Here is a 22,003-nt window from a genome sequence, read left to right on the forward strand (position 1 = left end):
CGGGGTTGCGTCGAGGGGGGCGCCTCCACCCGGAGTGTGGTGGAGGTACGTCCCGGAGCGGGAGAAGTCAGGAATGAAGCCTCCCGCCGATGGCTCGCGCGGGAGGGCCGAGGCTCGGGAGGAACTCAGCTCACGGGGCGATGGGGTCGCTCCCGCAAGGCGTACAGGTGTACCGGGTCGTGGAGCCGAAGCCCGCACAGTCCGGGTAGTAGATGGAGCTGCTGACGCAGTAGCCCGCCCGGCACGGCAGGTTGCACGTGTACCAGAAGGCCGGCTGGATGACGGCCTCCTCCTGTGAGGCGAGCAGCGGAGTGGGTGTGCCGGACTGCGCGGGCTCCTCCGTCGCCACGTCGGCACCGCCACAAGCAGCGATGAGCAGCAGGCACGGCAGCAACAGGGCCTTCTTCATGCGTCCTCCTGGGGTGGATTGTTGCAGATGCAATCGTGATTCATTCACGAGCGCACGGCAACACCGGCCACGCTCAGGAGGGGTGGCTAGAAGAGGAGCCCCGGCACCTGGGGCCGCACCTTGCCCTCGTTGATCTGCACGATGAGCCGCCGCATGACCTCCTGGCGCTGCGCATCGTCCATGTCGACGAGCAGCCGGCGCAGCACCTGCGCGTCCTCGGCCCGCCACGTGCCGGAGCGCGAGGCCTCCTCGATGAGCTGCTGGCCCTGCTGCCGGGCGGCGAGCGCCTGGGGTGTCGGCTCGGGCGGAGGCTCGGGGGCCTTCGTGGGCGCGCCTCGGGGTTGGGCCAGCTCCTCGCGGAGCTGCGCCAGCTCCGCCCGCAGCGCGGTGGCATCCACTCCGGCGCCGGAGGGAGCGGCCACCGCGCCCTGTGTCTGGGGTGCGCCAACCCGCGTGGCCACCCGCGCCGGAAGCGTTTCCAGGAACGCCCTTTGTTCCTCGAGCGCGCCCAGCACCTCCTCGCAGCGCGAGTCACGAGGAGGCGCGGTGCGCCCCACGGCCATCCCGAGCGCGACGCCGAGCGCCAGCGTCAGCACGAGGACCAGCAGGGCCTGCTTCACGGAGGTCTGCAACACGGAAGGCTCCCGGCGCGGAGGGGGCGGATACGACTACGGCTGCTTCGGAGCCCAGTACGAGGCGTTGCTCACGAACAGGTACGTGCAGGTGCCGGTCGCATCGTAGTTGAAGTAGATGTACGCGCCGTCCGACAGGGCTTGCGCCGCGTTCACCAGCGCCGCAGAGGAGGACGTGCAGCTCGCGGCGACGCCAGCCGCGCTGTACGCGTTACACAGGACGTAGTTGGTGCCGTTGCTGAACCCCTGCACCGCGCAGCCGATGTACTGCGTCGTGTCCGCGCTGCCGCGGGCAGAGCCAAACGAGCCATAGGCCTCGCGGTTCGTGGTGTCGACGCCGACGTAATAGGTGGTCTTCATACCGGCCCACGCCGCCGCGCTCGTCAGCAGCGCGCCCACCGCACAGCCCATCAGCAGCTTCTGCATCTTCATATGAGTGACTCCTCGTTCCATGTGGCCCGCCACCATGGCGGTCCCCCTCTCGGAGCAGGTCCGAGTACATGGATGGAATCAGTAGCTCATACTCAATGTCAAACGCAGCCCGGTATACGAAGGAAATCAGGATACCGGCAGGCCCAGGGCCTTGATGCGGCGGTAGAGGTTGCCGCGGTCCACCTGCAGCAGCCGCGCTGCGCCGGCGATACTGCCGCCCTCCTGGAGCGCGGCGCGGATGAGGTCCCGCTCGAAGTCCTCCACGTGCTCGCGGTAGCTCTTGTCTCCCAGCGTGGGGCGTGAGGGCGCGGCGGCGGCCAGCGGCCCATGAATGGCTTCAGGTCCGAGCGCGAGCGGACCGTCCCCGCGCAGCAGGTTGAGGCGCTCGATGAGGTTGCGCAATTCGCGCACGTTGCCGGGCCAGGAGTAGGCGCGCAGCGCGGCCTCGGCTCCGGGCGCGAGCACCAGCGGCACGTTGGGTCCGGCGAGCTCGGCGGCGAAGGCGCGGGCCAGCGGGAGCAAATCCTCCGGGCGCTCGCGCAGCGGCGGAATCTGGAGCGGCATCACGTTGAGGCGGAAGAAGAGGTCCTGCCGGAAGCGGCCCTCCTTCACCGCGCGGGCGAGGTCCTGGTGCGTGGCCGCGAGCACGCGCGCGTCCACCGGCACCGGCACCGAGCCGCCCAGCCGCTCCACCTCCTTCGTCTCCAGCACGCGCAGCAGCTTGGCCTGGAGCTCCAGCGGCATGTCTCCCAGCTCGTCGAGGAACAGCGTGCCGCCGTGCGCCTGTTCAATGCGGCCCGCTCGCCGTGATACCGCGCCGGAGAAGGCGCCCTTCTCGTGGCCGAACAGCTCGCTCTCCAGCAACGTGGCGGGAATGGCCGCGCAGTTGACGGCGACGAGCCGGCCCTTGCGCCCCGAGGCGAGGTGCAGCGCCCGCGCGACGCGCTCCTTGCCGGTGCCCGTCTCGCCGGTGATGAGCACCGCCGTGTCACTGGGCCCCACGCGCGCGATGAGCCGGCGCAGCGCCTCCATGGCGGGGCTCTCGCCCACGAGGTGCCCGGGACGGGCGAGCGCGTCCAGCAGTCGCTCGCGCTCCTCGTGGAGCTCGCCGAGCGCCATGGCATTGCGCAGCGCCGTGAGGAGCCGCTCGGGTGAGGGCGGCTTCTCCACGAAGTCGGTGGCGCCCAGCTTCAGCGCCTGCACGGCTTCCGTGGGAGAGGCCTCGCCGGACAGCACCACCACCGGCACGGGCAGCGGCCGGGGCAGCCGCGCGAGGAATTCCAGGCCCGTCTCGCCGGGCATGCGGATGTCGAGCAGCATCGCGGCGGGCAGGCCCTCGGGCGCGTCGAGCAGGCGCGTGGCCTCCGCCGTATTGCGGGCCTCCACCGGAGTGAAGCCCTCGTCCGTGAGGAGGCCGCGCAGGGCCTTGAGGACGCCGGGGTCATCATCGACGACGAGGATGCGGGGGCCGGGCTTCATGCGGAGGCCGGGGCGGGAGAGGGGGGAACGAGGGGCAGGTCCACGCGCGCCAGCGTACCGCCAGCCGGGCCTGGCTCCAGGCGCAGCGTGCCGCCATGTTCGTGGACGATTTTCTGGGAGATGGGCAGGCCCAGGCCGCTGCCCTCCGGCTTGGTGCTGAAGAGGCCTCGCGTGAGGGCCGGGCCCTCCAGCACGCCGGGCACGCCGCTGCCTCCGTCCGTCACGGTGACGCGCACGGCGCCGCCGTCGAGCGCTTCGAGCGCGACGCGTACCGGTGGGGCGCCGGAGGGGGAGGCCTCGGTGGCGTTCTTTACGAGGTTGCCGAAGAGGCGGCGCAGGCCGTCCGGGTCCGCGCGCAGGGATGCATCGGGGCCGGGGGCGAGCTCCACGGGGACGGGCGAGGTGCCCGCGTAGAGGGTGCAGATTTCAGCCAGCAGCGGGCGCAGGGCCACGTCCTGGAAGCGCGGGGCGGGGAGCCTCGCGAAGGTGGAGAAGCTCTGCGTCATCCGCATCAGGAGGTCCACCTCTTCCTGGAGGAGGGAGACGGCCTCGGAGATTCGGGTGGAGTCGGTGGGCATGCTCGCGTCCGTGCGGGACAGACGCGCGAGCGAGAGCTTCATTGCGGTGAGGGGGTTCTTCAGCTCGTGCGCGAGGGCGCGGGCCACGTCCTGCCAGGCGGCAATCTGCTCGGCGGACTTGAGGCGCTCGCGCTGGGCGAGCAGCTCCTGGCCCATGCGGTTGAACTGGCCGAGGAGGAACTGGAGCTCGTCGCGCGGGGCTTCCGGCGCGCCGAGGCGGACGGTGAGGTCTCCGCGTGCGTAGGCCCACATGCCCTCGGTGAGGGTGGCCACGGGGCGCGTGAGGGCGCGGCCCAGCAGCACGGCGGACAGCGCGAGCACGCCGCCGGAGACGAGCACCAGCGCGGCGATGAACGCGGGCACGCGGCGCACCAGGGCCCGCCGCGCCAGCTCCGCCTGGGCGAGGTTGAGGCGGGCTTCGTTCAGGGAGTCCTGCGGCAGGCCGCGCCGCTCCAGGTCCGCGGAGACGCCATCCAGCACGCCCTCCACGGGGGCGACGGAGACGGAGAGCACCCGCTCCAGCGCGCCCTGCGCGAGCAGCCCGAGCAGCACCAGCGGCACGAGGCCCGCGAGCAGCATCACCACGAGCAGCTTGCGGCGGAAGCGGGGCGGAGGAGGGCGGAGGGCGCTCGGTGGGGTGGGAAGGTCCGCGGGCGGCGGGTGACTGCGCATGGTGCGGTGTTCATATCGCATCAGCGGCCCGGCCCCAGGGCGTCCACCCGGCAGGACAGGTCAGGAATCCCGTGACGCGGGCGTACTAAAAAGCACCATGCCCTTCGACCCCCGTGAAGTGGAGCCCAGGTGGCAGGCGCGCTGGCGCGAGGCCCGCCTGCATCGCACGACGTTCGACCCGAAGAAGCCGAAGTTCTACGCCCTCGACATGTTCCCGTACCCCTCCGGAGCGGGGCTGCACGTCGGACACTGCGAGGGCTACACGGCCACGGACGTGCTCACGCGCTGGAAGCGGATGCAGGGCTGGAACGTGCTTCACCCCATGGGCTGGGACGCCTTCGGCCTGCCGGCGGAGAACTACGCCATCAAGACGGGCATCCACCCGCGCGTCACCACCGAGCAGGCCGTCTCCAACTTCCGACGGCAGATTGACTCGGTGGGCTTCGCCTATGACTGGGAGCGCGAGGTCAACACCACCGACCCGCGCTACTACAAGTGGACGCAGTGGATCTTCCTCCAGTTGTTCAAGAAGGGCCTCGCGTACGAGGCCGTGATGCCCATCAACTGGTGTCCCTCGTGCAAGACGGGCCTGGCCAATGAAGAGGCCGCCGGAGGCCGGTGCGACCGCTGCGGCACCCAGGTGGAACGCAAGGACTTGCGCCAGTGGATGTTGCGCATCACCGCGTACGCGGACCGCCTGTTGGAGGACTTGTCCGAGGTCGACTGGCCCGACTCCACGCTGACGATGCAGCGCAAGTGGATTGGCCGCTCCGAGGGCGCCGAGGTGTCCTTCCGCGTGGCGGACGGCCCGGCGGGGGGCGAGGAGATTCGCGTGTTCACCACGCGCCCGGACACGCTGTTCGGCGCCACGTACCTGGTGATGGCTCCCGAGCACGCGCTCATCGAGCGGCTGACGACGCCGGAGCAGCGCGCCGCGGTGACGGACTACCAGACGGCCGCGCGGCTCAAGAGTGATTTGGAGCGCACGGAGCTGGCGAAGGAGAAGACGGGCGCCTTCACCGGCAGCCACGCCGTCAATCCCATCACCGGGGAGCGCATCCCCATCTGGATTGCCGACTACGTCCTGGCCACCTACGGCACCGGCGCCATCATGGCCGTGCCCGCGCACGATGAGAGGGATTACGACTTCGCGGTGAAGTTCGGCCTGCCCATCCGTGAGGTGGTACGCCCGGCGGACGGCGCTCAACCGGAGCCCGGCAGGCCCTTCACGGACGACGGCGTGGCGGTGAATTCGGGCGAGCTGGACGGGCTGCCCACGGCGCAGGTCAAACGACGCGTGGTGGCCACGCTGGAGGCGAAGGGCCACGGCAAGGGCGCGGTGAGCTACCGCCTGCGCGACTGGATCTTCTCGCGCCAGCGCTACTGGGGCGAGCCCATCCCCATCATCCACTGCGCGAAGTGCGGCGCCGTCCCGGTCCCCGAGGAACAGCTCCCCGTGACGTTGCCGGAGGTGGAGCGCTACGAGCCCTCCGGCACCGGCGAGTCCCCGCTGGCCACGATTCCCGAATGGCTGCACACGCCCTGCCCGGCGTGCGGAGGCCCGGGTCGCCGCGAGACGAACACCATGCCGCAGTGGGCGGGCTCGTGCTGGTACTACCTGCGCTACCTGGACCCCACGAACGACACGGCGCCCTGGTCGAAGGAAGCGGAGCGCCAGTGGATGAACGTGGACCTGTACGTGGGCGGCGCCGAGCACGCGGTGCTCCACCTGCTGTACGCGCGCTTCTGGCACAAGGTGCTCTTCGACTTGGGCCACGTCTCCACGAAGGAACCGTTCCGCAAGCTGCGCCACCAGGGCATGGTGCTGGCGTACACGTACCAGGACGCGGCGGAGCACTATCACTCGCTGGAAGAGGTGGAGCTGCGCGGCGAGACGGCCGTGCTGCGCGCCACGGGCGAGCCGCTGAAGGTCCAGGTCGAGAAGATGGCCAAGTCCAAGCTCAACGGCGTCAACCCCGACGCCGTGGTGGCCGAGCACGGCGCGGACGTGCTGCGCCTGTACGAGCTGTTCATGGGCGAGTTCGAGCTGCCCAAGCCGTGGGACCCGCGAGCCATCGAAGGCTGCGGCCGCTTCCTGCGCCGCGTATGGCGGCTCGTCGAAGAGCACGAGCCCTCCCGCGTCCCCGAGGGAGACGTTCACCTGCGCCTGCGCCACAAGACGGTGCAGCGCGTGACGGCGGACCTGGAGCGGATGCAGTTCAACACGGCCATCGCCGCGCTGATGACGTACACGAACGAGCTGACGTCGAAGGGCGCCACGCGCGAAGACCTCGTCACGCTGGTGAAGCTGGTGGGCCCCTTCGCGCCGCACCTGGGCGACGAGGCGTGGGAGCGGCTGGGCGGGAAGGGCTTCCTGCTGGAGCAGGACTGGCCCGCGTTCGACGTGGCGCTCACGGTGGATGCGCAGGTGACGTATGCCGTGCAGGTGAACGGCAAGCTGCGCGGCAACGTGGAGGTGGAGCGCGGCACGCCGGAGTCCGAGGTGCGCGAGCGGGCGCTGGCGCTGCCCAACGTCGTCCGTCAGCTCGAGGGCGGGAAGACGGTGGCCCGGGTCATCGTGGTGCCCGACAAGGTGGTCAACATCGTCGTGCGCTGACTACTGGCGCGGCAGCTCCACGGTGAACGTGGAGCCCTCGCCCGGCGTGCTGTCCACGGAGAGGAGTCCCCCGTGGGACTCCACGATGAGGCGGGAGATGTACAGGCCGAGGCCGAGCCCGCCGTAGTGCTGCTCCGAGACCGCCCGCTCGAACTTCTCGAAGATGCGGCCCCGGGCCTCGCGGGAGAGCCCGATGCCGTGGTCCCTGACGGAGAGCCGCACGCCGTCCTTCGTCGAGGTGATGGAGACCTCGATGGGCCGGCCCCTGCCGAACTTGATGGCATTGTTGAGGAGGTTGGTCACCACCGCCTCGAGCCGGAGCCGGTCATACCAGCCGACGGCGGGGCACCGGGCCTCCAACTCCAGCCGTGTGCCAGTGACGGTGAGCTGCTCCTGGAGGTTCTTCGCCACGTCCTGGACGACCTGGCAGACGTCCACCTCCTCCGGGTTCAGCTCGAGGTTCCCCGAGCTGGCCTGGGCGACGTCGAGCACCTGCTCCGTCAGGTTGCCGAGGCGCCGGGCCTGTCGGATGGCCATGGCCAGCTCCTGCTCGAGCTTCTCTCGCTGGGGTGTGTCCTCGAGCCCCTGAAGCATCTTGCGGCTGCGCTCGAGCCGCAGCAGGTGCGAGGTCAGCGGCGTCCGGAGCTCGTGCGCGGCGACCTGGAGGAAGAGGTCTCTGGCGCGAACGGCCTGCTGCGCCTGCCGGTAGAGCCGCGCGTTGTCGATGGAGATGGCCGCGCGGCGCGCCACCTCCTGCGCGAGCTCCAGCTCCGCGGCCCCGTAGGTCCGTCCGTGCTCACCCCAGGCCAGGGTCAGCGCTCCGAGCGTCTGTCCGCGGATGGAGAGCGGTACCGCCAGGATGGTGTGGGCTCCGAGCTCGCGGACGAGCCCGGCATGCTCGGCGCTCTCGGTGGAGAGCCGCAGGTCGGCGTCCGAGAAGTTGGCGGCGAGGTGCGGCATGCCGTCCCGCAGCACCCGGCCCGCGAGCGTCGGGGAGCCCTCGCTCGCGGGGTAGCGCCTCGCGAGCTCGTCGAGCAGCGGCCGCTTCGAGGGATTGACGTGCGCGCCCGCCATCCGCTGCACCTGCCCGTCCCGCACGACGTCAATCAGACACCAGTCCGCGAGCCGGTGCGCCACCAGCTCACCGAGGCGCTCGAGCGTCTTGTCCGCGTCGAGCGACTCGCTCAGGGAGACCCCCGCCTCGGCGAGGAAGCTCACGCGGCGGTTGGCCTCGCTGAGCTCGGCCGTCCTCGCCCGCACCTGCTGCTTCAGCAGCTTGTTCCAGAGCATCACCACCGCGACGAGCAGGCCCACGCCTCCCGCGGCGAACACGACGAACCGCCAGAAGGAGGGCTGCTCGAAGATGGGGCGCTCCCAGCGGAAGACCCAGCGCTCCCAGATGGCCCGCTTCTCGTCCTCGGTAATCCGGGCGAAGCCCTTCTGGATGATGCTGAGGAGGATGGGCGAGTCCTTCCGGACGCCCAGCCCGAGCTCGTACTGGTAGGGGACCTGGCCCGCGACGTGGAAGGTGGCCATCGACTCCTGCTCAATCAGGAAGGAGGAGGTGGCGGCATCCGCGACCAACACGTCGACCTCTCCCGTGGCGAGGCGCCTCAAGCCCTCGAGGTCGTTGGGCGCCGGGACGAGGTGGAGCTGCGGATATTCCCTCGCGAGGAAGTCGTGCACGCCGAAGCGCTCGCCCACGGCGACGCGCAGGCCGCGCATCTGTTCGAGCGAGAGGGTGTCCCATGTCCCCCGGCGCACGATGATGAGCGTGGGAATCACCACGAGCGGCCGGGTGAAGCGCAGGTGCTCGGCGCGCTCCGGCGTCCAGGCGAGCATCTCCGTGACATCCACCCGCCCGTCCCGCACACCATCGAGGACGCCGCTGATGGTCATCGGAGGGAGGATGTGGAACTTGAACCCGAGCTTCTTCTCGATGAGGGCGACGTAGTCCGCGCCAATCCCGTGGAACTCGCCTCGCTCGTCCACGAACGAGAGGGGTGGGGCCTCGGGAAAGATGCCGAGGACGACCTTGCCATCGTGGCTCTTCAGCCACGCCCGCTCCTCCGGGGTGAGCGGGTCCTCGTCGAGGCCCGGCCGGATGAGGGTGGCGAGCACGATTCCGAGCAGGGCCAGCCCTCCTCCCATGAGGAGCAGCCAGCGTCTCTGCCGTTCTCGTCGCATGGGCGCGGGGAGCCTCCACCCCCAAGATGCCAATCCCGCGCGCTGCCCCATATGCGTGCCCTTCCGTACCTGCCTGGCCGGGAAGAGGGCGAGACGAGGACCGGAGGAGTCAGGGAGAGGACTGGGGGCATGCCCCGAAGCTGCTAGCCTGCGGCCTCCGATGCCTCGTCTCCTCGCTCCCTCCCAGGCGTGGCTGTTCCGTCCGGGAGTGGACCTGTCCGTCTTCGCCGGTAGCGCGCTCGTGTCCGTGGCGTTCGTGCTCGCCGCGCCATGGCTCGGCACAGTGGGCGACACGCCGCTGTGGGCCTGGGTCCTCTTCGTCGTCTGCGTGGACGTGGCCCATGTCTGGTCCACGTTGTTCCGCACCTACCTGGACATGTCCGAGCTGCGGCGCCGCCCAGGCCTCTACCTGGGCGCGCCGCTCGCCGCGTACGCCGCGGGCGTGTCCGCGTACCTCGTGTCCTCCCGTGCGTTCTGGACGCTGTTCGCCTACGTCGCCCTCACGCACTTCGTCCGCCAGCAGTACGGCTGGGGCTCCCTCTACGGCCGCAAGGCCCGCGCATCTCCCTTCGAGCGTCGTCTCGACGCCGCCGCCATCTACGCCGCCACGCTGGGGCCCGCTGTCTGGTGGCATGCGAACCTCCCCCTCGACTTCTGGTGGTTCGTGGAGGGCGACTTCCTGTCCGGCCTGCCCCGTGGGGCCGGCACCGTGGCGCTGGCCCTCCATGCCGTCGTCCTCCTGGCCTGGGCGGGGTTCCAAATCGTGCGCATCATCCGGGGCGAAGGCATCCAGGCAGGCAAGGTGCTGCTCGTCATCGCCACCTGGGTGGCGTGGTTCGGCGGCATCGTCCTGGCGAAGGATGACTTCGCCTTCACGGTGATGAACGTCGTCCTTCACGGCGTCCCGTACTTCGCGCTGCTGTTCCGCTACGCCCGCGGGCGCCGCGCGGAAGGGGGCTATGGCGTGGGAGGGCTCCTCCTTCGCGCGGGGCTGCCCGGCTTCCTCCTGTTCCTCATCGCACTGGCGCTGCTGGAGGAGGGGCTCTGGGACTGGCTCCTCTGGCACGAGCGGGCGCCGCTGTTCGGGGTCAGCACCGTGGACCTGCCGGAGGACGTCCTCGCGCTGGTGGTGCCGCTGCTGGCGCTGCCACAGGCGACGCACTACGTGCTGGATGCCTTCATCTGGAAGCCCGGCCGCGAGCCCGCGTTGTTGACCCGCCTGGGCTGGGCCCCGGCGGCCGGGCCCGGCATGCCCGAGGGTCCACCATCCAGCACGCTGCCCCTTTCAACCATGGCCATTCCAGGAGGGAGTGAATAAGCGTCAGGGGCCTATGTCCCGACTCCTGCTCGTCTCCAATCGCCTTCCCGTCACCGTCAAGGCGGAGAAGGACAGCGTCTCCGTGGTGCGCAGCGCGGGTGGCCTCGCCACCGGCCTGAGCCGCCCGCACGCGCGCTCCGGCGGCCTGTGGCTGGGGTGGCCCGGAGACGTCTCCCGGCTGACGGATGCCCAGCGCGCCCAGGTGGAGTCCCAGCTCGCGGGCCTGCGCCTCGTGCCCCTGTACCTCAGCGCCAGCGAGGTGAGCCGCTACTACGAGGGCTATTCCAACCGCGTCCTCTGGCCGCTGTGCCACTACATGGTGGACCGCATTCCCAGGCAGGACCGCGACTGGGAGGTCTATCGCAAGGTGAACGAGCGCTTCGCCGACCTCGTGGTCCGCCACTATCAGCCGGGCGACACCGTCTGGGTGCACGACTACCAGCTCATGCTGGTGCCCGGAATGCTGCGGCAGCGGCTGCCCGGCGCGCGCATCGGCTACTTCCACCACATCCCCTTCCCGTCGTCGGAAATCTTCAGCACGCTCCCGCGGCGGCACGAGCTGCTCAAGGGCCTGCTCGGCGCGGACCTCATCGGCTTCCACACGGTGAGCTACGTGCGGCACTTCTCGGGCTCGCTGTTGCGGCAGCTCGGGCTGGACACGGACATCGACCGCATCATCTGGGACGGCCGAGAGGTGCGCGTGGGCGCCTTCCCCATGGGCATCGACGTGTCGGCCTTCGAGCCGCTCGCCATGGACTCCGGCATCCTGGAGGAGGTGGCCACGCTGCACCGCAAGGCGGAAGGGCAGCGCATCCTCCTGGGCATCGACCGGCTGGACTACACCAAGGGCATTCCCCGCCGGCTGCTCGCCGTACAGCGCGTGCTGGAGCGCGAGCCCGCCTGGCGCGGGCGCCTGCGCTTCATCCAGGTGGCCGTGCCCAGCCGCACCCAGGTGGAGGCGTACGCCGCCTACCGCGAGCAGGTGGACGAACTGGTGGGCCGCATCAACGGCACGTACGGCAGCGTCCACAACGTGCCGGTGCACTACCTCTATCGCTCGTTCAACGAAAGACAGCTCGTGGGGCTGTACCGCGCGGCGGATGTGATGCTCGTCACGCCGGTGCGCGACGGCATGAACCTGGTGGCCAAGGAGTTCTGCGCGTCCCGTCCGGACGAGGACGGCGTGCTGGTGCTCAGTGAGTTCGCCGGCGCCGCCGCGGAGATGGGCAGCGCGCTCATCGTCAACGCATACGACGTGGAGGCCATCGCGGACGCGATTGAGACCGCGCTGGAGATGCCCGAGGACGAGCGCCGCAGGCGGATGCGCGCCCTGCGCGAGGGCGTGAAGTCCCACGACGTCCACTGGTGGACGGCCCACTTCCTGGACAGGCTCCAGGGGCTGAAGACGGCGGCGGAGAAGGGGCTGAAGAGCGGGGCCGAGGCGCTGGAGCAGATGAAGTCCGCACCCCGGTTGCACCTGCTGCTGGACTACGACGGTACCCTGGTGGGCTTCGCGCCCCGGCCGGAGCTGGCGACGCCGGATGACGCGCTGCGGGAGTTGCTGGCGAAGCTGCTGGCGCGGCCGAACACGTCGCTGAGCATCGTCAGCGGCCGGCCGAAGGAGACGCTGGAGGCGTGGTTCGGCGAGCTGCCCATCAGCCTGCACGCGGAGCACGGCCTCTGGTCCCGCGCGCGGCCGGGCCAGCCATGGCGGATGCTGGAGGGCGTGTCCTTGGAGTGGAAGGCGCGGGCGAGGCCCGTGCTGGACGCCTTCTGCGAGCGGGTGCCGGGCTCCTTCCTGGAGGAGAAGACGGCGTCGCTGGCGTGGCACTACCGGATGGTGGACCCGGAGTTCGGCGCCATCCAGGCGCGCGAGCTGCGCCTGCTGCTGCTGGAGACGTTCGCCGGGCAGAAGATGGACGTGTTGCCGGGGGACCGCGTGGTGGAGGTGCGGCCCCAGGGCGTGCACAAGGGCCGCGTGGTGGGCGAGGCCACGCAGGGCCTTCCGCCGGGCACGCTGATTGTGGCCATCGGCGATGACCGCACGGACGAGGACCTGTTCGCGGCCATGCCTCCGGGCGGGCTCTCCATCAACGCGGGCCAGAAGCCCACGCGTGCCGCGTTCCGCGTGAATGGGCCCACGGAGGTCCGCAAGCTGCTGGGCGCCTTGGTTTCTTGCAGTCCGGAGTGACAGCGCCGCGAGGCGCGGGTGTTCCATCTCACACGGCCGGCACGCCGCCGGCCTTCCCCTCATCAGGAGATGGAACATGGCTGTCCTGCACCGTGGACTGCGGGTGGGCATGGCATTGCTCGCGAGCTTCATGGCCCCCGCCTGCGGACCCGAGGCGCCGGCTGGCAGCGAGCCGGAAGTGGGCGAGCTGGAGTCGGGTGAGCTGAACCTGGAGCAGGGTCAGTCGCCCCTACCACCGCTGAACCGCGAGGCCCTGCGGCAGGCCATCGCCAACCTGCCGAACGACGAGGTGACGGGGGCCATGGTCCGGGTGAGTGGCGCCGATGGTCACTGGCTCGGCACCTCCGGCGTGGCGGACATCCACACCGGGGCGCCGATTCCCACGGACGCGCGCTTTCGCATCGGCAGCATGACGAAGGTCTTCACGGCCGTCGTGGTGTTGCAGCTCGCCGCCGAGGGCCGTGTGGATTTGGACCGGCCCGTGCAGCACTACCTGCCGCGCCTCTTGCCGGACGGCGTCTTCAAGCCCATCACCGTGCGGCAGTTGCTCAACTACACCCACGGCCTGCCCGGCGTGCCGGTGCCGCAGAAGGACCCGGCGTGGTTCTTCGAGAACCGCTACCGCCGCTTCAGCCCGCGCGAGCTCGTCGCACTCTCGATTCCGGCGGGGCCCCGCTTCGACCCGGGCGAGAAACAGGAGTACGGCAACATCGGCTACCTCGTCGCGGGGCTGCTCATCGAGAAGGTGACGGGCCGTCCCTACGGCGAGGAGGTGCAGGCGCGCATCCTCCGCCCGCTGCACCTGCGCGACACCTTCGTGCCCGGCAATGACGTGACGATTCCGGGGCCGCATGCGCACGGCTACGAAGTCGTGTCCCCGACGGAGGAGGGCTGCCCGGACGGCGCCACCGCGTATCAGGGCCGGTGCCTCGTGGACGTCACCGAGGCCAGCCAGTCCGTGCCCTGGGCGGCGGGGGAGATGATCTCCACCACCGCCGACCTGGACCGCTTCCTCGTCGCGCTCTTCAAGGGCCGGCTGCTGCCGCGCGCGCAACTGGAAGAGATGTTCACCGTGCCCGACGTGGACGACGTGAAGGGTGGACACGCCAGCTTCGCCGCGGGGCTGGGCCGCTTCGTCGTCAACGGCTACACCCTCTGGGGGAAGAGCGGGGACAGGCACGGCTACAACAACGGCATGGGCGCCACCCGGGACTTGCGGCGGCGGCTCATCTTCTCCGTCAACATGCTGCGCATGGGGCAGGACCAGCCGCGTATTGCCGCGCGCATCATCGCGGCGGCGCTGACTCCACCCTCACAGCCGTAGCCGGACGCCGGACATGAAACGGCCCGCTTGGGGAGGTGTCTCCACCGGCGGGCCGTGTCACTGCCTCGATTGCGCTTGGGCTACGGCGCCGCGGACGCGGTGCGGCTGCCCGGGCCCTGGATGAGCACGCGGCGGCCGAAGGCGCGGTCCACCCGGCCGAGGAACTCCCTGAACTCGGCGTAGTCATCCGCCTTCACGCGCGCGGCGGTGAGAGCCATCTGCCCATCGGCCACCAGCTTGCCGCCGTCCACGCGGTAGCTCAGCTTCACGTAGCCGAACTTCGTGGTCTCCTCCACCGGCTGCGGCAGCTCCGCCACCGTCCAGCCCGAGGGCAGCGTGTAGCGCAGCGTGAAGCTGTTCAGCCACGGGCCCTGCATCACCAAATCAAAGCGGCGCTCGGCGAGCGACGCGTACGCCTGCTGGTACGTGCGGCCCGTGCCGAAGGGCAGGAAGCGCATCGCGTTGGGCAGCGCCTCCGCGTAGCGCGGAATGTGCATCTTGAAGTCCAGCGCCACGTCGTCATCCAGCTTCGTGGTGTCGCTCAGCTTCACCTCCTGCACCGTCAGGCCCGGGAAGCTCTGCGCCCACGCGCGCTCGAAGGTGGACTTGCGCGTGGCTTCCGGCCGATACGCCCGGCGGTAGTCCGGCGCGCTCTCGCCCGCCACCGTGCTCGCGCCCGTCACCTGCGCCGCGCCGTTCGCGCTCAGCACCACGTCCAGCGTCAGGCGCGTGGCGTTCTCCTCGGCCTTCGCCTCGGGCGTGGTGAGGAAGGTGCTCTTGCCGTCCGGGTCCACCACCAGCACGTTGGCCACTCGGTCCGCGCTGGGCAGCTCCTTCGCGCCGTGGAACTCCGCCGTGCCGTCCAGGTACAGGTCGTACTTGGGCACGTACGCAATGGCGTGGTTGAAGGCCGCGAGGCTCGCCGGCTCCTCGCCGATGGCGCCCAGGTTGCGCATGCGCAGCAGCACCAGCCGGCTGTCCACGCCCGCCACGCGCAGCATGGAGTGGATGAGGCTCGCCTTGTCCTTGCAGTCGCCGAAGCGGCGCGCCAGCACGCGGTCCACGCGGTACGGCTTGTAGCCGTGGATGCCGAACTCCAGCGCCACGTAGCGCGTGTTCGTCACCACGAAGCTGTAGATGGCGCGAATCACGGCCAGCTCGTCCTTGCGGTCCACGCCCTGGAGCACCTGGTCCACCGTCTGGCGCAGCTCCGCGTTGGGCTGGAGCTGGTCCCTCACGAGGCCCCACCAGTAGCGGCCCACCTGGTCCCACGTCTGGTACGTGGAGACGTGGAGGTTCTGCGCGACTTCCGCCCAGCCCGGCATGCCCGGCTCCGGCACCACCTTGGACACGTGCTTCGCGTTCCACCGGTAGAGCACGCGGCCGCCGTCCACCGTCTCCTGCGCGCTCTGCACGCCGCCCAGCTTGCTCTTGTTCCAGTAGAGGGGCCGCTCCTTCGGCATGTCCACGAGGTACTGGAAGCGCACCTTCGGGTAGACGCCCTGCACGCTCTCCACGTCACCCCAGTAGTCGGACAGGAGGTTCTCCTGCGCGGTGTCGTCCAGGCGGTACGTCAATTCCAGCGTGTCGCCGGCGGCCAGCGCGGGGAACGTCAGCACCTTGGCGCGGGCGTCGTAGTACATGCCCGTCCACGGCTCGTTGATGTTGCGGTCGTTCTCCCCGTAGCTCTCCACCACGGAGCCGTCCGCCTTCACCACGCGGGCCTTGAGGATGCGGACCTCCTGGCGGTCCGGCGAGTAGGTGATGGGCATCATGCGGAACGAGTCCACGCCGCGCGCGTTGAGCACCTTCACCACCTGCTGCGTCAGGCGGCTGGACAGGCCGCTCTTCTGGACGCGCACGTAGGTGCTGTCCACCAGGTACACGGCGTCCTCGTGGACGTAGGCCTCGGCCTCCTTCTCCAGCCCCTTCGCGTCCACCAGGTACTGCATGCCCGCGCCGGACGTCTCGCCCTTGAGCGCGCGCAGGGCCTCCTTCAGGCCCGGGTTCTGCGGGCGCAGCGCCAGCGACTTCTCGAAGGCGGCCAGCGCCGGCTCGCGGCGGCCGGCGGCCAGCAGGGCGCGGCCCTCGCGCTCGTACACCTCGGGCTCGTCGGGAGAGAGGGCGCGGGCCTCGGCGAAGAGGGCCACCGCCTGCTCCACCGCGCCGTTGTTGGCCTTCAGCTCCGCCAGCCGCACGCGCGCGCCGTTGTCGAAGGGGTTGAGGGTGACGAGCTGCGCGTACTCACGCTGCGCGGCCTCCACCTGGCCGGAGTCCGCGAGCAGCGAGGCGAGGCCGCGGCGCGTGTTCACATCGTCGAAGCGCAGCGCCAGCACCACGCGCATGCGGTCCATGGCCTCGCGGTTGCGGCCCATCTGCCGGGACGCCTGCGCCGCGGTGCGCACCGCGCGGGGCACGCGGGGCTGACGGCGGAAGGCCTCCTCCACCAGCGCATTCGCGCGCGGGCGCTCATCCAGCGCCTCGGCGGCGCGAGCCAGCATCAGCCGCGCGGCGGCATGGTCCGGGTCCTTCTGCAGCACCGGCGCCACCAGCGCCTCCACGCGCTCCGGGTGGCCGCGGTCCATCTCGTGGTCCGCCAGCGCCACGCGCGCCTCGGCATGGTCCGGGTCCGCCTTCAGCGCGGCCTCCAGGAAGCGGCGGCGCTCGTTCAAGTCATCGCGCTGCAGGTTCGCCGCGAGCAGCTGCAGGCCCGCGTCGTTGGGCGCGGCCTCGGCGGCGCGGGTGGCCTCGACGGTGGCGGTGTGCTCGCGCTCGTCATAGGCGCGGAAGAAGCCCAGCACGCGGGCGTAGTCGCCGCGCAGCGCGGCGTCGCCGGGGTTCTTCTCCACCAGCGCGCGCAGGGAGGAGGTGAGGGTGGGCAGCGGCTGCGGCGCGGGCGGCGCGCCACGCTCCAGGGCGGGGGCCTTGGGCGGCAGCGACGCGCGCACGGAGGGGGACTCCTGGCGCAGGTAGAAGCCCAGCGGGCCGGACTCCTGGCACACCTTCACGAGGACGCGGTTGAGGCCCTTGCGCAGCTTCACGGACACGCGGGACTGGTCCGGGCGCGGCAGGTTGTAGCGGTCCTCCTTCGCGGCGAGCTGGCCGTTGACCCACAGGCGGAACGCGCCCGAGGTGCCCACGCCCATGGCCACGCGCGTCTCGTTGGAAGCCTCCAGCCACGTGACGGCGTAGGCCACCGTCTCGCGGTTGGGGCGCACGGCGGTGGCGAGGTCCACGTAGCCGTCCGCGGTGTTCGCGGTCAGCTTGCGCCACGTCGCCTCGCGGCCCTTGGCGCCCGGGTAGGTGGCGGCCAGGTCCAGGTTGGCGGCCTCGGGGCCGAAGTCCGTGTCACAGCCGGCCTTGCCCTCGTTCTCGAAGCCGCCGACGACGTAGTAGTCGCCCACGAAGCCCAGCCACTGCTTCACCTCGTTGGCCCGCACCAGCCGGCCGCGGGCGCGCTCGGCGTCGAGCAGCAGCAGCTGCGCGGTGGCGCGCGTATTCACGTCGGACGTGCGCCGCGAGGCAATCTGCGCGTAGGTGCTGATGAGCGGCGTCAGGTCCTCCACGTCGTCCAGCAGCCCGTGCATCCGCACCAGGGTGGCGGCGCCGCGGGGGGAGGAGGCCTGCTTCATTGCCTCGGCCGCGTAGACGCGGGCCGTCTCGTCCGCCGCGGGCTTCGCCTGGGCCCAGAGCGGGCAGGTGAGCACGAAAACCGTGGCCAGCCATGTGAAGCGGGACATCCGTTCTCCTCGTTGACGTCTTCGGTAGAGGCGCCCGCGAAGGAAACAGGGGCGCCGACGGCGATGAACAGGTGGCCCCTTCGGGGCCTTCCCCTGCATGCGGCCCCGGGTGGCGGGCAGGCAACCGAAAACGTCGCGGAGGGTACGGAAGGGGACGAGGTGGGGGCAGGTGCGCCTACGCGCCGTGGCCCCGCGGCCCGGCGAGCTGGATGGCGCAGTGGAGCTGCGTCTCGGAGAGGACGCGCTCCACGTCCATCAGCAGCACCAGCCCTTCGCCGTGGCGGCCCATGCCCACCAGGAAGTCCACCGGCATGGCGGCGCCGAAGGAGGGAGCGGGCACCACGTCGCGCTCGGAGAGGGCCAGCGGCGCGCCCACGCCGTCCACCGCGAGGCCCAGTCGCCGGGGCTCGCCGCAGCAGTTCACCTGGGCCAGCACCACCGTCGTGGGCCGCGAGCGCGAGGTGCGCAGCGCCTGGCCCAGCAGGTGGGAGAGGTCCACCACCGGCACGGACTCGCCTTCCTGCACGAGCACCCCGCGCACATGGGCCGGCGCGCCCTGCAGCGGCTCCACACGGGCCTCGGGGACCACGCCGGCCACGCGCGCGGTGGGCGTGGCGTAGTGCTCACCCCCCACGACGAAGTGGAGGTACGGCTCGGCTCTCGCCTGTGTGTCGACGTTCATCATGATGTCGATTCCGAGGTGCGTGGCGTTCCGCGGCTTCCCGGGCGGGCAGGCACAAAGGCGTACCGCTTTTGACGGGTAGCTGACAAGTGCGCGGCGGGGGCGTTGCGCTCCGGGCCCAAGGTAGGTGTGGCTGCGCCACGTGCTTCAGCGGAGGACGATTCCGAAGTGCCGCGCGAGCGCGTCGTGCCAGGCGGCCTCGTCCGGGAGCGGCTCCTCGCGGCGCCCGTCCCGCGTGGTGATGATGAGCGCGCCCTCCTTCAGCGTGATGCGGCCCTCGGGCGTGGCCAGGGAGCACAGGCGGCCTCGCGTGAAGTGGGACTCCGGCGACGTCTGGTGGAAGTGACACATGCCGGCGAAGTCCGCGAGCGCGTGCGGGGTGGGGGAGAGGACATATTGCGCCTCCCAGCCCGAGGCCTTCTCGCTCCACAGGACGCGCTCACCTCGCTCTGCGTCGTCGAGCCGGTAGCCCCGCCCGCCGCGCGTCTGGACGCCCCGCTCGTCGAACCGCAGCGGCTCCACGAAGCACTCCCCGAAGCCGATGTCGGCGAGCCAGCGGCCCGAGGCGTCCTCCACCAGGAGCGCGAGGTGGTCGAAGTCCGGGCCGTACGCACTGCCGTCCGGCTGGGTGGCCACGCGCGCGTTCAGCAGCGTCACGTCGTAGCCGAGCGTCCGCAGCAGGCGCGCGAAGAGCCCGTTGAGCTCGTAGCAGAAGCCGCCCCGCCGCTGGAGGACGACCTTGTCGTAGAAGGCCTCCTCGTCGAGCCGGATGGGGCGCTTCAGGTGGATGTCGAGGTTCTCGAAGGGGACGGCCTGGAGGTGGGCCCGGTGGAGCTCCGCCAGCGGCGAGCCCGCCTTCGCTCCGAAGCGCTCCAGGTAGCGTGCGGCGTCGAACATGCGCGCTGTGTAACGCGGCCCGTCCCCCGGGGCGACTCCTTCTGCCCGGGGTCGAGCATGCACGCTGCGTAGCGCGGCCCGTCCCCTGGCGAGTCATTCAGGGGACGGGCCTTGCTCCTGTCGTCACCGCGTCCGGGTGGAGGCGGGCACCGTGGGCGGCGCGCGCAGGAAGGACTTCACGCCCTCGCGGTGGAGGCGGTCCGACTCGGCGCACAGGCGGATGGACTCCTCGGCCCGGGCCAGTGCGCGCGGCGCGTTCTCCAGGCGCGGGACGCGAGGGCCCAGGAACTCCTTCACCTCCGCGGCGCGCTGCGAGTCGCAGAGGCTGCCCACGAGCCCCACGAGCCAGCTCAGCTCGTCCGAGCGCATCCGCTCCGCGAGCGCGTCGAAGTTCTCCCGGTAGAAGGTCCAGGCCAGCTCGCGCGTCTCGGGCGCGCTGAAGGCGCCGGTGAGGATGACCCGGGTGTCGCGGAGGTCCATCTCCGTCCCGGTGACGAGCGACAGCGCCTCCTTCACGAGCGCCGGCTCCCGGAAGGAGGCCAGCGTGGTCAGCAGCCGAATGCGCTCGTTGCGGTCCTCCTGCTTGCGCGCCTGGGTGAGCAGGGTGTCGAACAGCGCCTTGTCGCCGTGCATCGCCGCCACCGCCAGCACCCCGTTCACCGCCTCCGGATTGACGGCCGAGCGGTCCTTCAGCCACGCGCGCGCGAGCCGCCCCGCCTCCTGGCTCAGTGCGGGGTCCTCGCCGTGCGCCGTCGCCAGCTCCAGCAGCCGCATGCGCTCCTGCTTCAGCTCGTCGCTGTCGCCCGGCTTCGGCTCCCAGCCCAGCTTGCGCGCGCGGGGGCCGTACACGTCGGCCACCCACTTGCGGAAGCGGGCGCGCTCCGCGGGGGACAGGCCGTCCTCGTTGACGAGCTGGAGGAGCCGCGCGCCGCGCTGGACGATGGTGCGGTCCTTCTCGTTCGCCGTGGAGGGGACGAGCCGCAGCGCCTCGCCGAGCGGCAAGTCCCCCCGGCGCACCGAGCCCTCCACGTCGGCGAGCAGCGCCAGCCGCTCCTCCACCGTGAAGGCATCGGGCGGCGCGGCCAGCACCTTCGCGAGCTGCTCGCGCGTGTAGCTGGCGCGGTAGTAGCCGGTGCCGCCCGCGTTGAGCAGCACCCACTTCGGGCAGTCGCGCATGGGCAGCGACAGCTCGCCCGTGGCCTCGGAGAGCAGCGCGCAGACGCGGTGCGAGCCGCCTCCCGTGCCCGCGCGCACGCATACGGGCACCGTCCACGTCTGCGCGGTGCTGCCGGTGGAGCCCGCCGGGAGGAAGCGCTCCTGCGACAGCTTCAGGCGCGTGGGCGTGCCGGGCTTGCACTGGAGCTCGGCGGAGATGCTCGGGGCGCCGGGCTGGTCGATGAAGCTGCGGAAGGAGCGGGCCACTTCGGGGCTGGCGGCCTCGGAGAGGGTGGTGGCGAAGTCCTCGGAGGTGGCCACGCCCCAGGCGTGCTTGCGCACGTGCTTGCGGAGGATGTCGCGCATGTGCTCGGGCCCGAGCCACGCCTCGAACATGGCGATGACGGACGCGCCCTTGGCGTAGGTGGTGCCGTTGTCGAAGGAGCCGAGCACGTCGTCATGCGTGTCCGCCGGCTTGCGCACGGGGAGCGCCGCCGAGAGCGCGTCCGCGTCGAGCGCGAAGGACAGCGCGTTCATGCTGGCCTCGCGCGAGAAGCCCCAGCCCGGGTCGAACCCGTCCATCGTCTTCCGGTCCAGCCACGAGGTGAGCGACTCGTTGAGCCAGATGTCGTCCCACCACTTGCAGGTGACGATGTCGCCGAACCAGTAGTGGCCCAATTCGTGGCCGGCGATGGTGGCGTACCACTTGCGGCGCGCGAGCGTCTCCTCGCCGGGGCGGATGAGCGTGAGCGGCTGCCCGAGCGCGACGATGCCCGGGTGCTCCATGGTGCCCCAGTAGCGGGGCACCACCGCCACGTCGAGCTTCTCGTACGGGTACGCCTGGTCGAAGAAGTCCTCCAGCGCCTTCACGATGCCCGGCGTGGCGCTGGCGGCGTACGCCGTCTCCGGGCCGCGGCCCTTGGGGACGATGAAGCGCAGCGGCGCGGCGTTGCGGCCCACGGTGCCCGCGTCCACCACGTCGAAGGGGCCCACCATGAAGGCCACGAGGTAGCTGGGCATGGGGCGGCTCTCCGCGAAGGTGACGCGCTCCAGTCCGTCCGGCAGCGGCTCGCGGGAGACGATGGGGTGGTTGGCGAGCGCGACGTGGCCGGCCTTCACCGTGAAGCGCAGGCGCCAGGGCACCTTGAAGCCCGGCTCGTCGAAGCAGGGGAAGGCGCGGCGCGCGTCCACGGGCTCGAAGAAGGTGTAGAGGTAGGGCTCACCACGCTCCTCCACGCCGTAGATGCCGCGGCTGCGCTCGCGGTCCACGTGGCCGCTGAAGGTGAGGTGGATGACGGCCTTGCCCGCGGGCAGCGGCTCGGGGAGGAGCAGCCCCAGGCGTCCATCGCTGGCGGTGACGGCGCGCGCCTCCAGCGTGCGCGTGCCCGTCTCCACGCGGGCCTGCGTCACCTCCAAATCCTGTCCGTGCAGCCACACCTGCCGTACGGGCTCGCGCACCTCCACGTCGATGGCGACGGCGCCGGAGAACGTGGGCTTGGTGGGGATGAGCTTCAGGTCCAGCGCGTAGTGGACGGGACGCACGGTGTCCGGCAGCCGCAGCGCGGGAGGGCTGGGCTCGGGATACGTGGGGGCCGCCGCCACGGGGGCGGGCGCGGAGGCCGCGGGCTCGGGCGCGTGGGTACAGCGGAGGGAGAGGAATGCGAGGAGGAGGGGGAGGTGCCAGCGCATG

The 22,003-nt window shown here is 71.1% G+C and carries 14 protein-coding genes; 4 read left to right on the plus strand and 10 right to left on the minus strand.

Features of this window, described 5'->3' with window-relative positions; translation table 11 throughout:
• Positions 1–130: 130 nt before the first annotated feature.
• The 5 genes from ACVTJA_RS08795 to ACVTJA_RS08815 all read right to left on the minus strand — a co-directional run bounded on the left by ACVTJA_RS08795 (position 131) and on the right by ACVTJA_RS08815 (position 4,202).
• Positions 131–409, minus strand: a complete 279-nt coding sequence (locus ACVTJA_RS08795; protein WP_465835496.1) for a hypothetical protein — start codon at positions 407–409, stop codon at positions 131–133.
• 86 nt (positions 410–495) lie between these two features.
• Positions 496–1,044 carry a hypothetical protein gene (locus tag ACVTJA_RS08800; RefSeq protein WP_465835498.1) on the minus strand — a complete coding sequence of 183 codons (549 nt, stop codon included), beginning with the start codon at positions 1,042–1,044 and terminating at the stop codon, positions 496–498.
• Positions 1,045–1,077: 33 nt separating this feature from the next.
• Positions 1,078–1,473: a hypothetical protein gene (locus ACVTJA_RS08805; RefSeq protein WP_465835500.1), complete on the minus strand. Its 396-nt coding sequence runs from the start codon at positions 1,471–1,473 to the stop codon at positions 1,078–1,080.
• 126 nt (positions 1,474–1,599) lie between these two features.
• Positions 1,600–2,952 (minus strand): sigma-54-dependent transcriptional regulator, encoded by a 1,353-nt coding sequence (locus ACVTJA_RS08810; RefSeq protein WP_465835502.1) that lies wholly within the window; start codon positions 2,950–2,952, stop codon positions 1,600–1,602.
• On the minus strand, positions 2,949–4,202 hold the full coding sequence (locus tag ACVTJA_RS08815; protein WP_465835504.1) for a sensor histidine kinase: 1,254 nt from the start codon (positions 4,200–4,202) through the stop codon (positions 2,949–2,951). The genes ACVTJA_RS08810 and ACVTJA_RS08815 overlap by 4 nt, the downstream gene beginning before the upstream one ends.
• A gap of 97 nt (positions 4,203–4,299) precedes the next feature.
• Here ACVTJA_RS08815 and leuS point away from each other — a divergent pair, with 97 nt between their 5' ends.
• Entirely contained in the window at positions 4,300–6,819 is a 2,520-nt protein-coding gene (leuS, locus tag ACVTJA_RS08820) for a leucine--tRNA ligase (RefSeq protein WP_465835506.1), read from the plus strand.
• Here leuS and ACVTJA_RS08825 read toward each other — a convergent pair whose 3' ends face one another.
• On the minus strand, positions 6,820–9,006 hold the full coding sequence (locus ACVTJA_RS08825; protein WP_465835508.1) for an ATP-binding protein: 2,187 nt from the start codon (positions 9,004–9,006) through the stop codon (positions 6,820–6,822). It lies immediately after the preceding gene.
• A 160-nt stretch (positions 9,007–9,166) separates the two neighbouring features.
• Here ACVTJA_RS08825 and ACVTJA_RS08830 point away from each other — a divergent pair, with 160 nt between their 5' ends.
• The 3 genes from ACVTJA_RS08830 to ACVTJA_RS08840 all read left to right on the plus strand — a co-directional run bounded on the left by ACVTJA_RS08830 (position 9,167) and on the right by ACVTJA_RS08840 (position 13,839).
• On the plus strand, positions 9,167–10,324 hold the full coding sequence (locus ACVTJA_RS08830) for a hypothetical protein (RefSeq protein ID WP_465835510.1): 1,158 nt from the start codon (positions 9,167–9,169) through the stop codon (positions 10,322–10,324).
• Positions 10,325–10,337: 13 nt separating this feature from the next.
• A complete protein-coding gene (locus ACVTJA_RS08835; protein ID WP_465835511.1) occupies positions 10,338–12,515 on the plus strand; it encodes a bifunctional alpha,alpha-trehalose-phosphate synthase (UDP-forming)/trehalose-phosphatase in 2,178 nt (725 codons plus the stop codon).
• 76 nt (positions 12,516–12,591) lie between these two features.
• Positions 12,592–13,839 carry a serine hydrolase domain-containing protein gene (locus ACVTJA_RS08840; protein ID WP_465835513.1) on the plus strand — a complete coding sequence of 416 codons (1,248 nt, stop codon included), beginning with the start codon at positions 12,592–12,594 and terminating at the stop codon, positions 13,837–13,839.
• Positions 13,840–13,919: 80 nt separating this feature from the next.
• Here the strand turns inward: ACVTJA_RS08840 and ACVTJA_RS08845 are convergent, their stop codons facing one another.
• The 4 genes from ACVTJA_RS08845 to ACVTJA_RS08860 form a co-directional block, all read right to left on the minus strand.
• Entirely contained in the window at positions 13,920–17,579 is a 3,660-nt protein-coding gene (locus ACVTJA_RS08845; protein ID WP_465835514.1) for a DUF3857 domain-containing protein, read from the minus strand.
• A 175-nt stretch (positions 17,580–17,754) separates the two neighbouring features.
• Positions 17,755–18,264: a chemotaxis protein CheW gene (locus ACVTJA_RS08850; RefSeq protein ID WP_465835516.1), complete on the minus strand. Its 510-nt coding sequence runs from the start codon at positions 18,262–18,264 to the stop codon at positions 17,755–17,757.
• A 144-nt stretch (positions 18,265–18,408) separates the two neighbouring features.
• Positions 18,409–19,158 carry an arylamine N-acetyltransferase family protein gene (locus ACVTJA_RS08855; protein WP_465835518.1) on the minus strand — a complete coding sequence of 250 codons (750 nt, stop codon included), beginning with the start codon at positions 19,156–19,158 and terminating at the stop codon, positions 18,409–18,411.
• Between the two features lie 123 nt (positions 19,159–19,281).
• Positions 19,282–22,002, minus strand: a complete 2,721-nt coding sequence (locus tag ACVTJA_RS08860) for a M1 family metallopeptidase (RefSeq protein ID WP_465835519.1) — start codon at positions 22,000–22,002, stop codon at positions 19,282–19,284.
• Between the last annotated feature and the right edge of the window lies 1 nt (position 22,003).

Source organism: Pyxidicoccus sp. M6, from assembly GCF_055568925.1.

What these genes read in the sequence shown, in the direction of transcription:
- ACVTJA_RS08795 (WP_465835496.1), bottom strand. Translation starts at nt 409, where the DNA reads ATGAAGAAGGCCCTGTTGCTGCCGTGCCTGCTGCTCATCGCTGCTTGT.
- ACVTJA_RS08825 (WP_465835508.1), bottom strand. Translation starts at nt 9,006, where the DNA reads ATGCGACGAGAACGGCAGAGACGCTGGCTGCTCCTCATGGGAGGAGGG.
- leuS (WP_465835506.1), top strand. Translation starts at nt 4,300, where the DNA reads ATGCCCTTCGACCCCCGTGAAGTGGAGCCCAGGTGGCAGGCGCGCTGG.
- ACVTJA_RS08835 (WP_465835511.1), top strand. Translation starts at nt 10,338, where the DNA reads ATGTCCCGACTCCTGCTCGTCTCCAATCGCCTTCCCGTCACCGTCAAG.
- ACVTJA_RS08810 (WP_465835502.1), bottom strand. Translation starts at nt 2,952, where the DNA reads ATGAAGCCCGGCCCCCGCATCCTCGTCGTCGATGATGACCCCGGCGTC.
- ACVTJA_RS08830 (WP_465835510.1), top strand. Translation starts at nt 9,167, where the DNA reads ATGCCTCGTCTCCTCGCTCCCTCCCAGGCGTGGCTGTTCCGTCCGGGA.
- ACVTJA_RS08840 (WP_465835513.1), top strand. Translation starts at nt 12,592, where the DNA reads ATGGCTGTCCTGCACCGTGGACTGCGGGTGGGCATGGCATTGCTCGCG.
- ACVTJA_RS08845 (WP_465835514.1), bottom strand. Translation starts at nt 17,579, where the DNA reads ATGTCCCGCTTCACATGGCTGGCCACGGTTTTCGTGCTCACCTGCCCG.
- ACVTJA_RS08805 (WP_465835500.1), bottom strand. Translation starts at nt 1,473, where the DNA reads ATGAAGATGCAGAAGCTGCTGATGGGCTGTGCGGTGGGCGCGCTGCTG.
- ACVTJA_RS08855 (WP_465835518.1), bottom strand. Translation starts at nt 19,158, where the DNA reads ATGTTCGACGCCGCACGCTACCTGGAGCGCTTCGGAGCGAAGGCGGGC.
- ACVTJA_RS08860 (WP_465835519.1), bottom strand. Translation starts at nt 22,002, where the DNA reads ATGCGCTGGCACCTCCCCCTCCTCCTCGCATTCCTCTCCCTCCGCTGT.
- ACVTJA_RS08815 (WP_465835504.1), bottom strand. Translation starts at nt 4,202, where the DNA reads ATGCGCAGTCACCCGCCGCCCGCGGACCTTCCCACCCCACCGAGCGCC.
- ACVTJA_RS08850 (WP_465835516.1), bottom strand. Translation starts at nt 18,264, where the DNA reads ATGATGAACGTCGACACACAGGCGAGAGCCGAGCCGTACCTCCACTTC.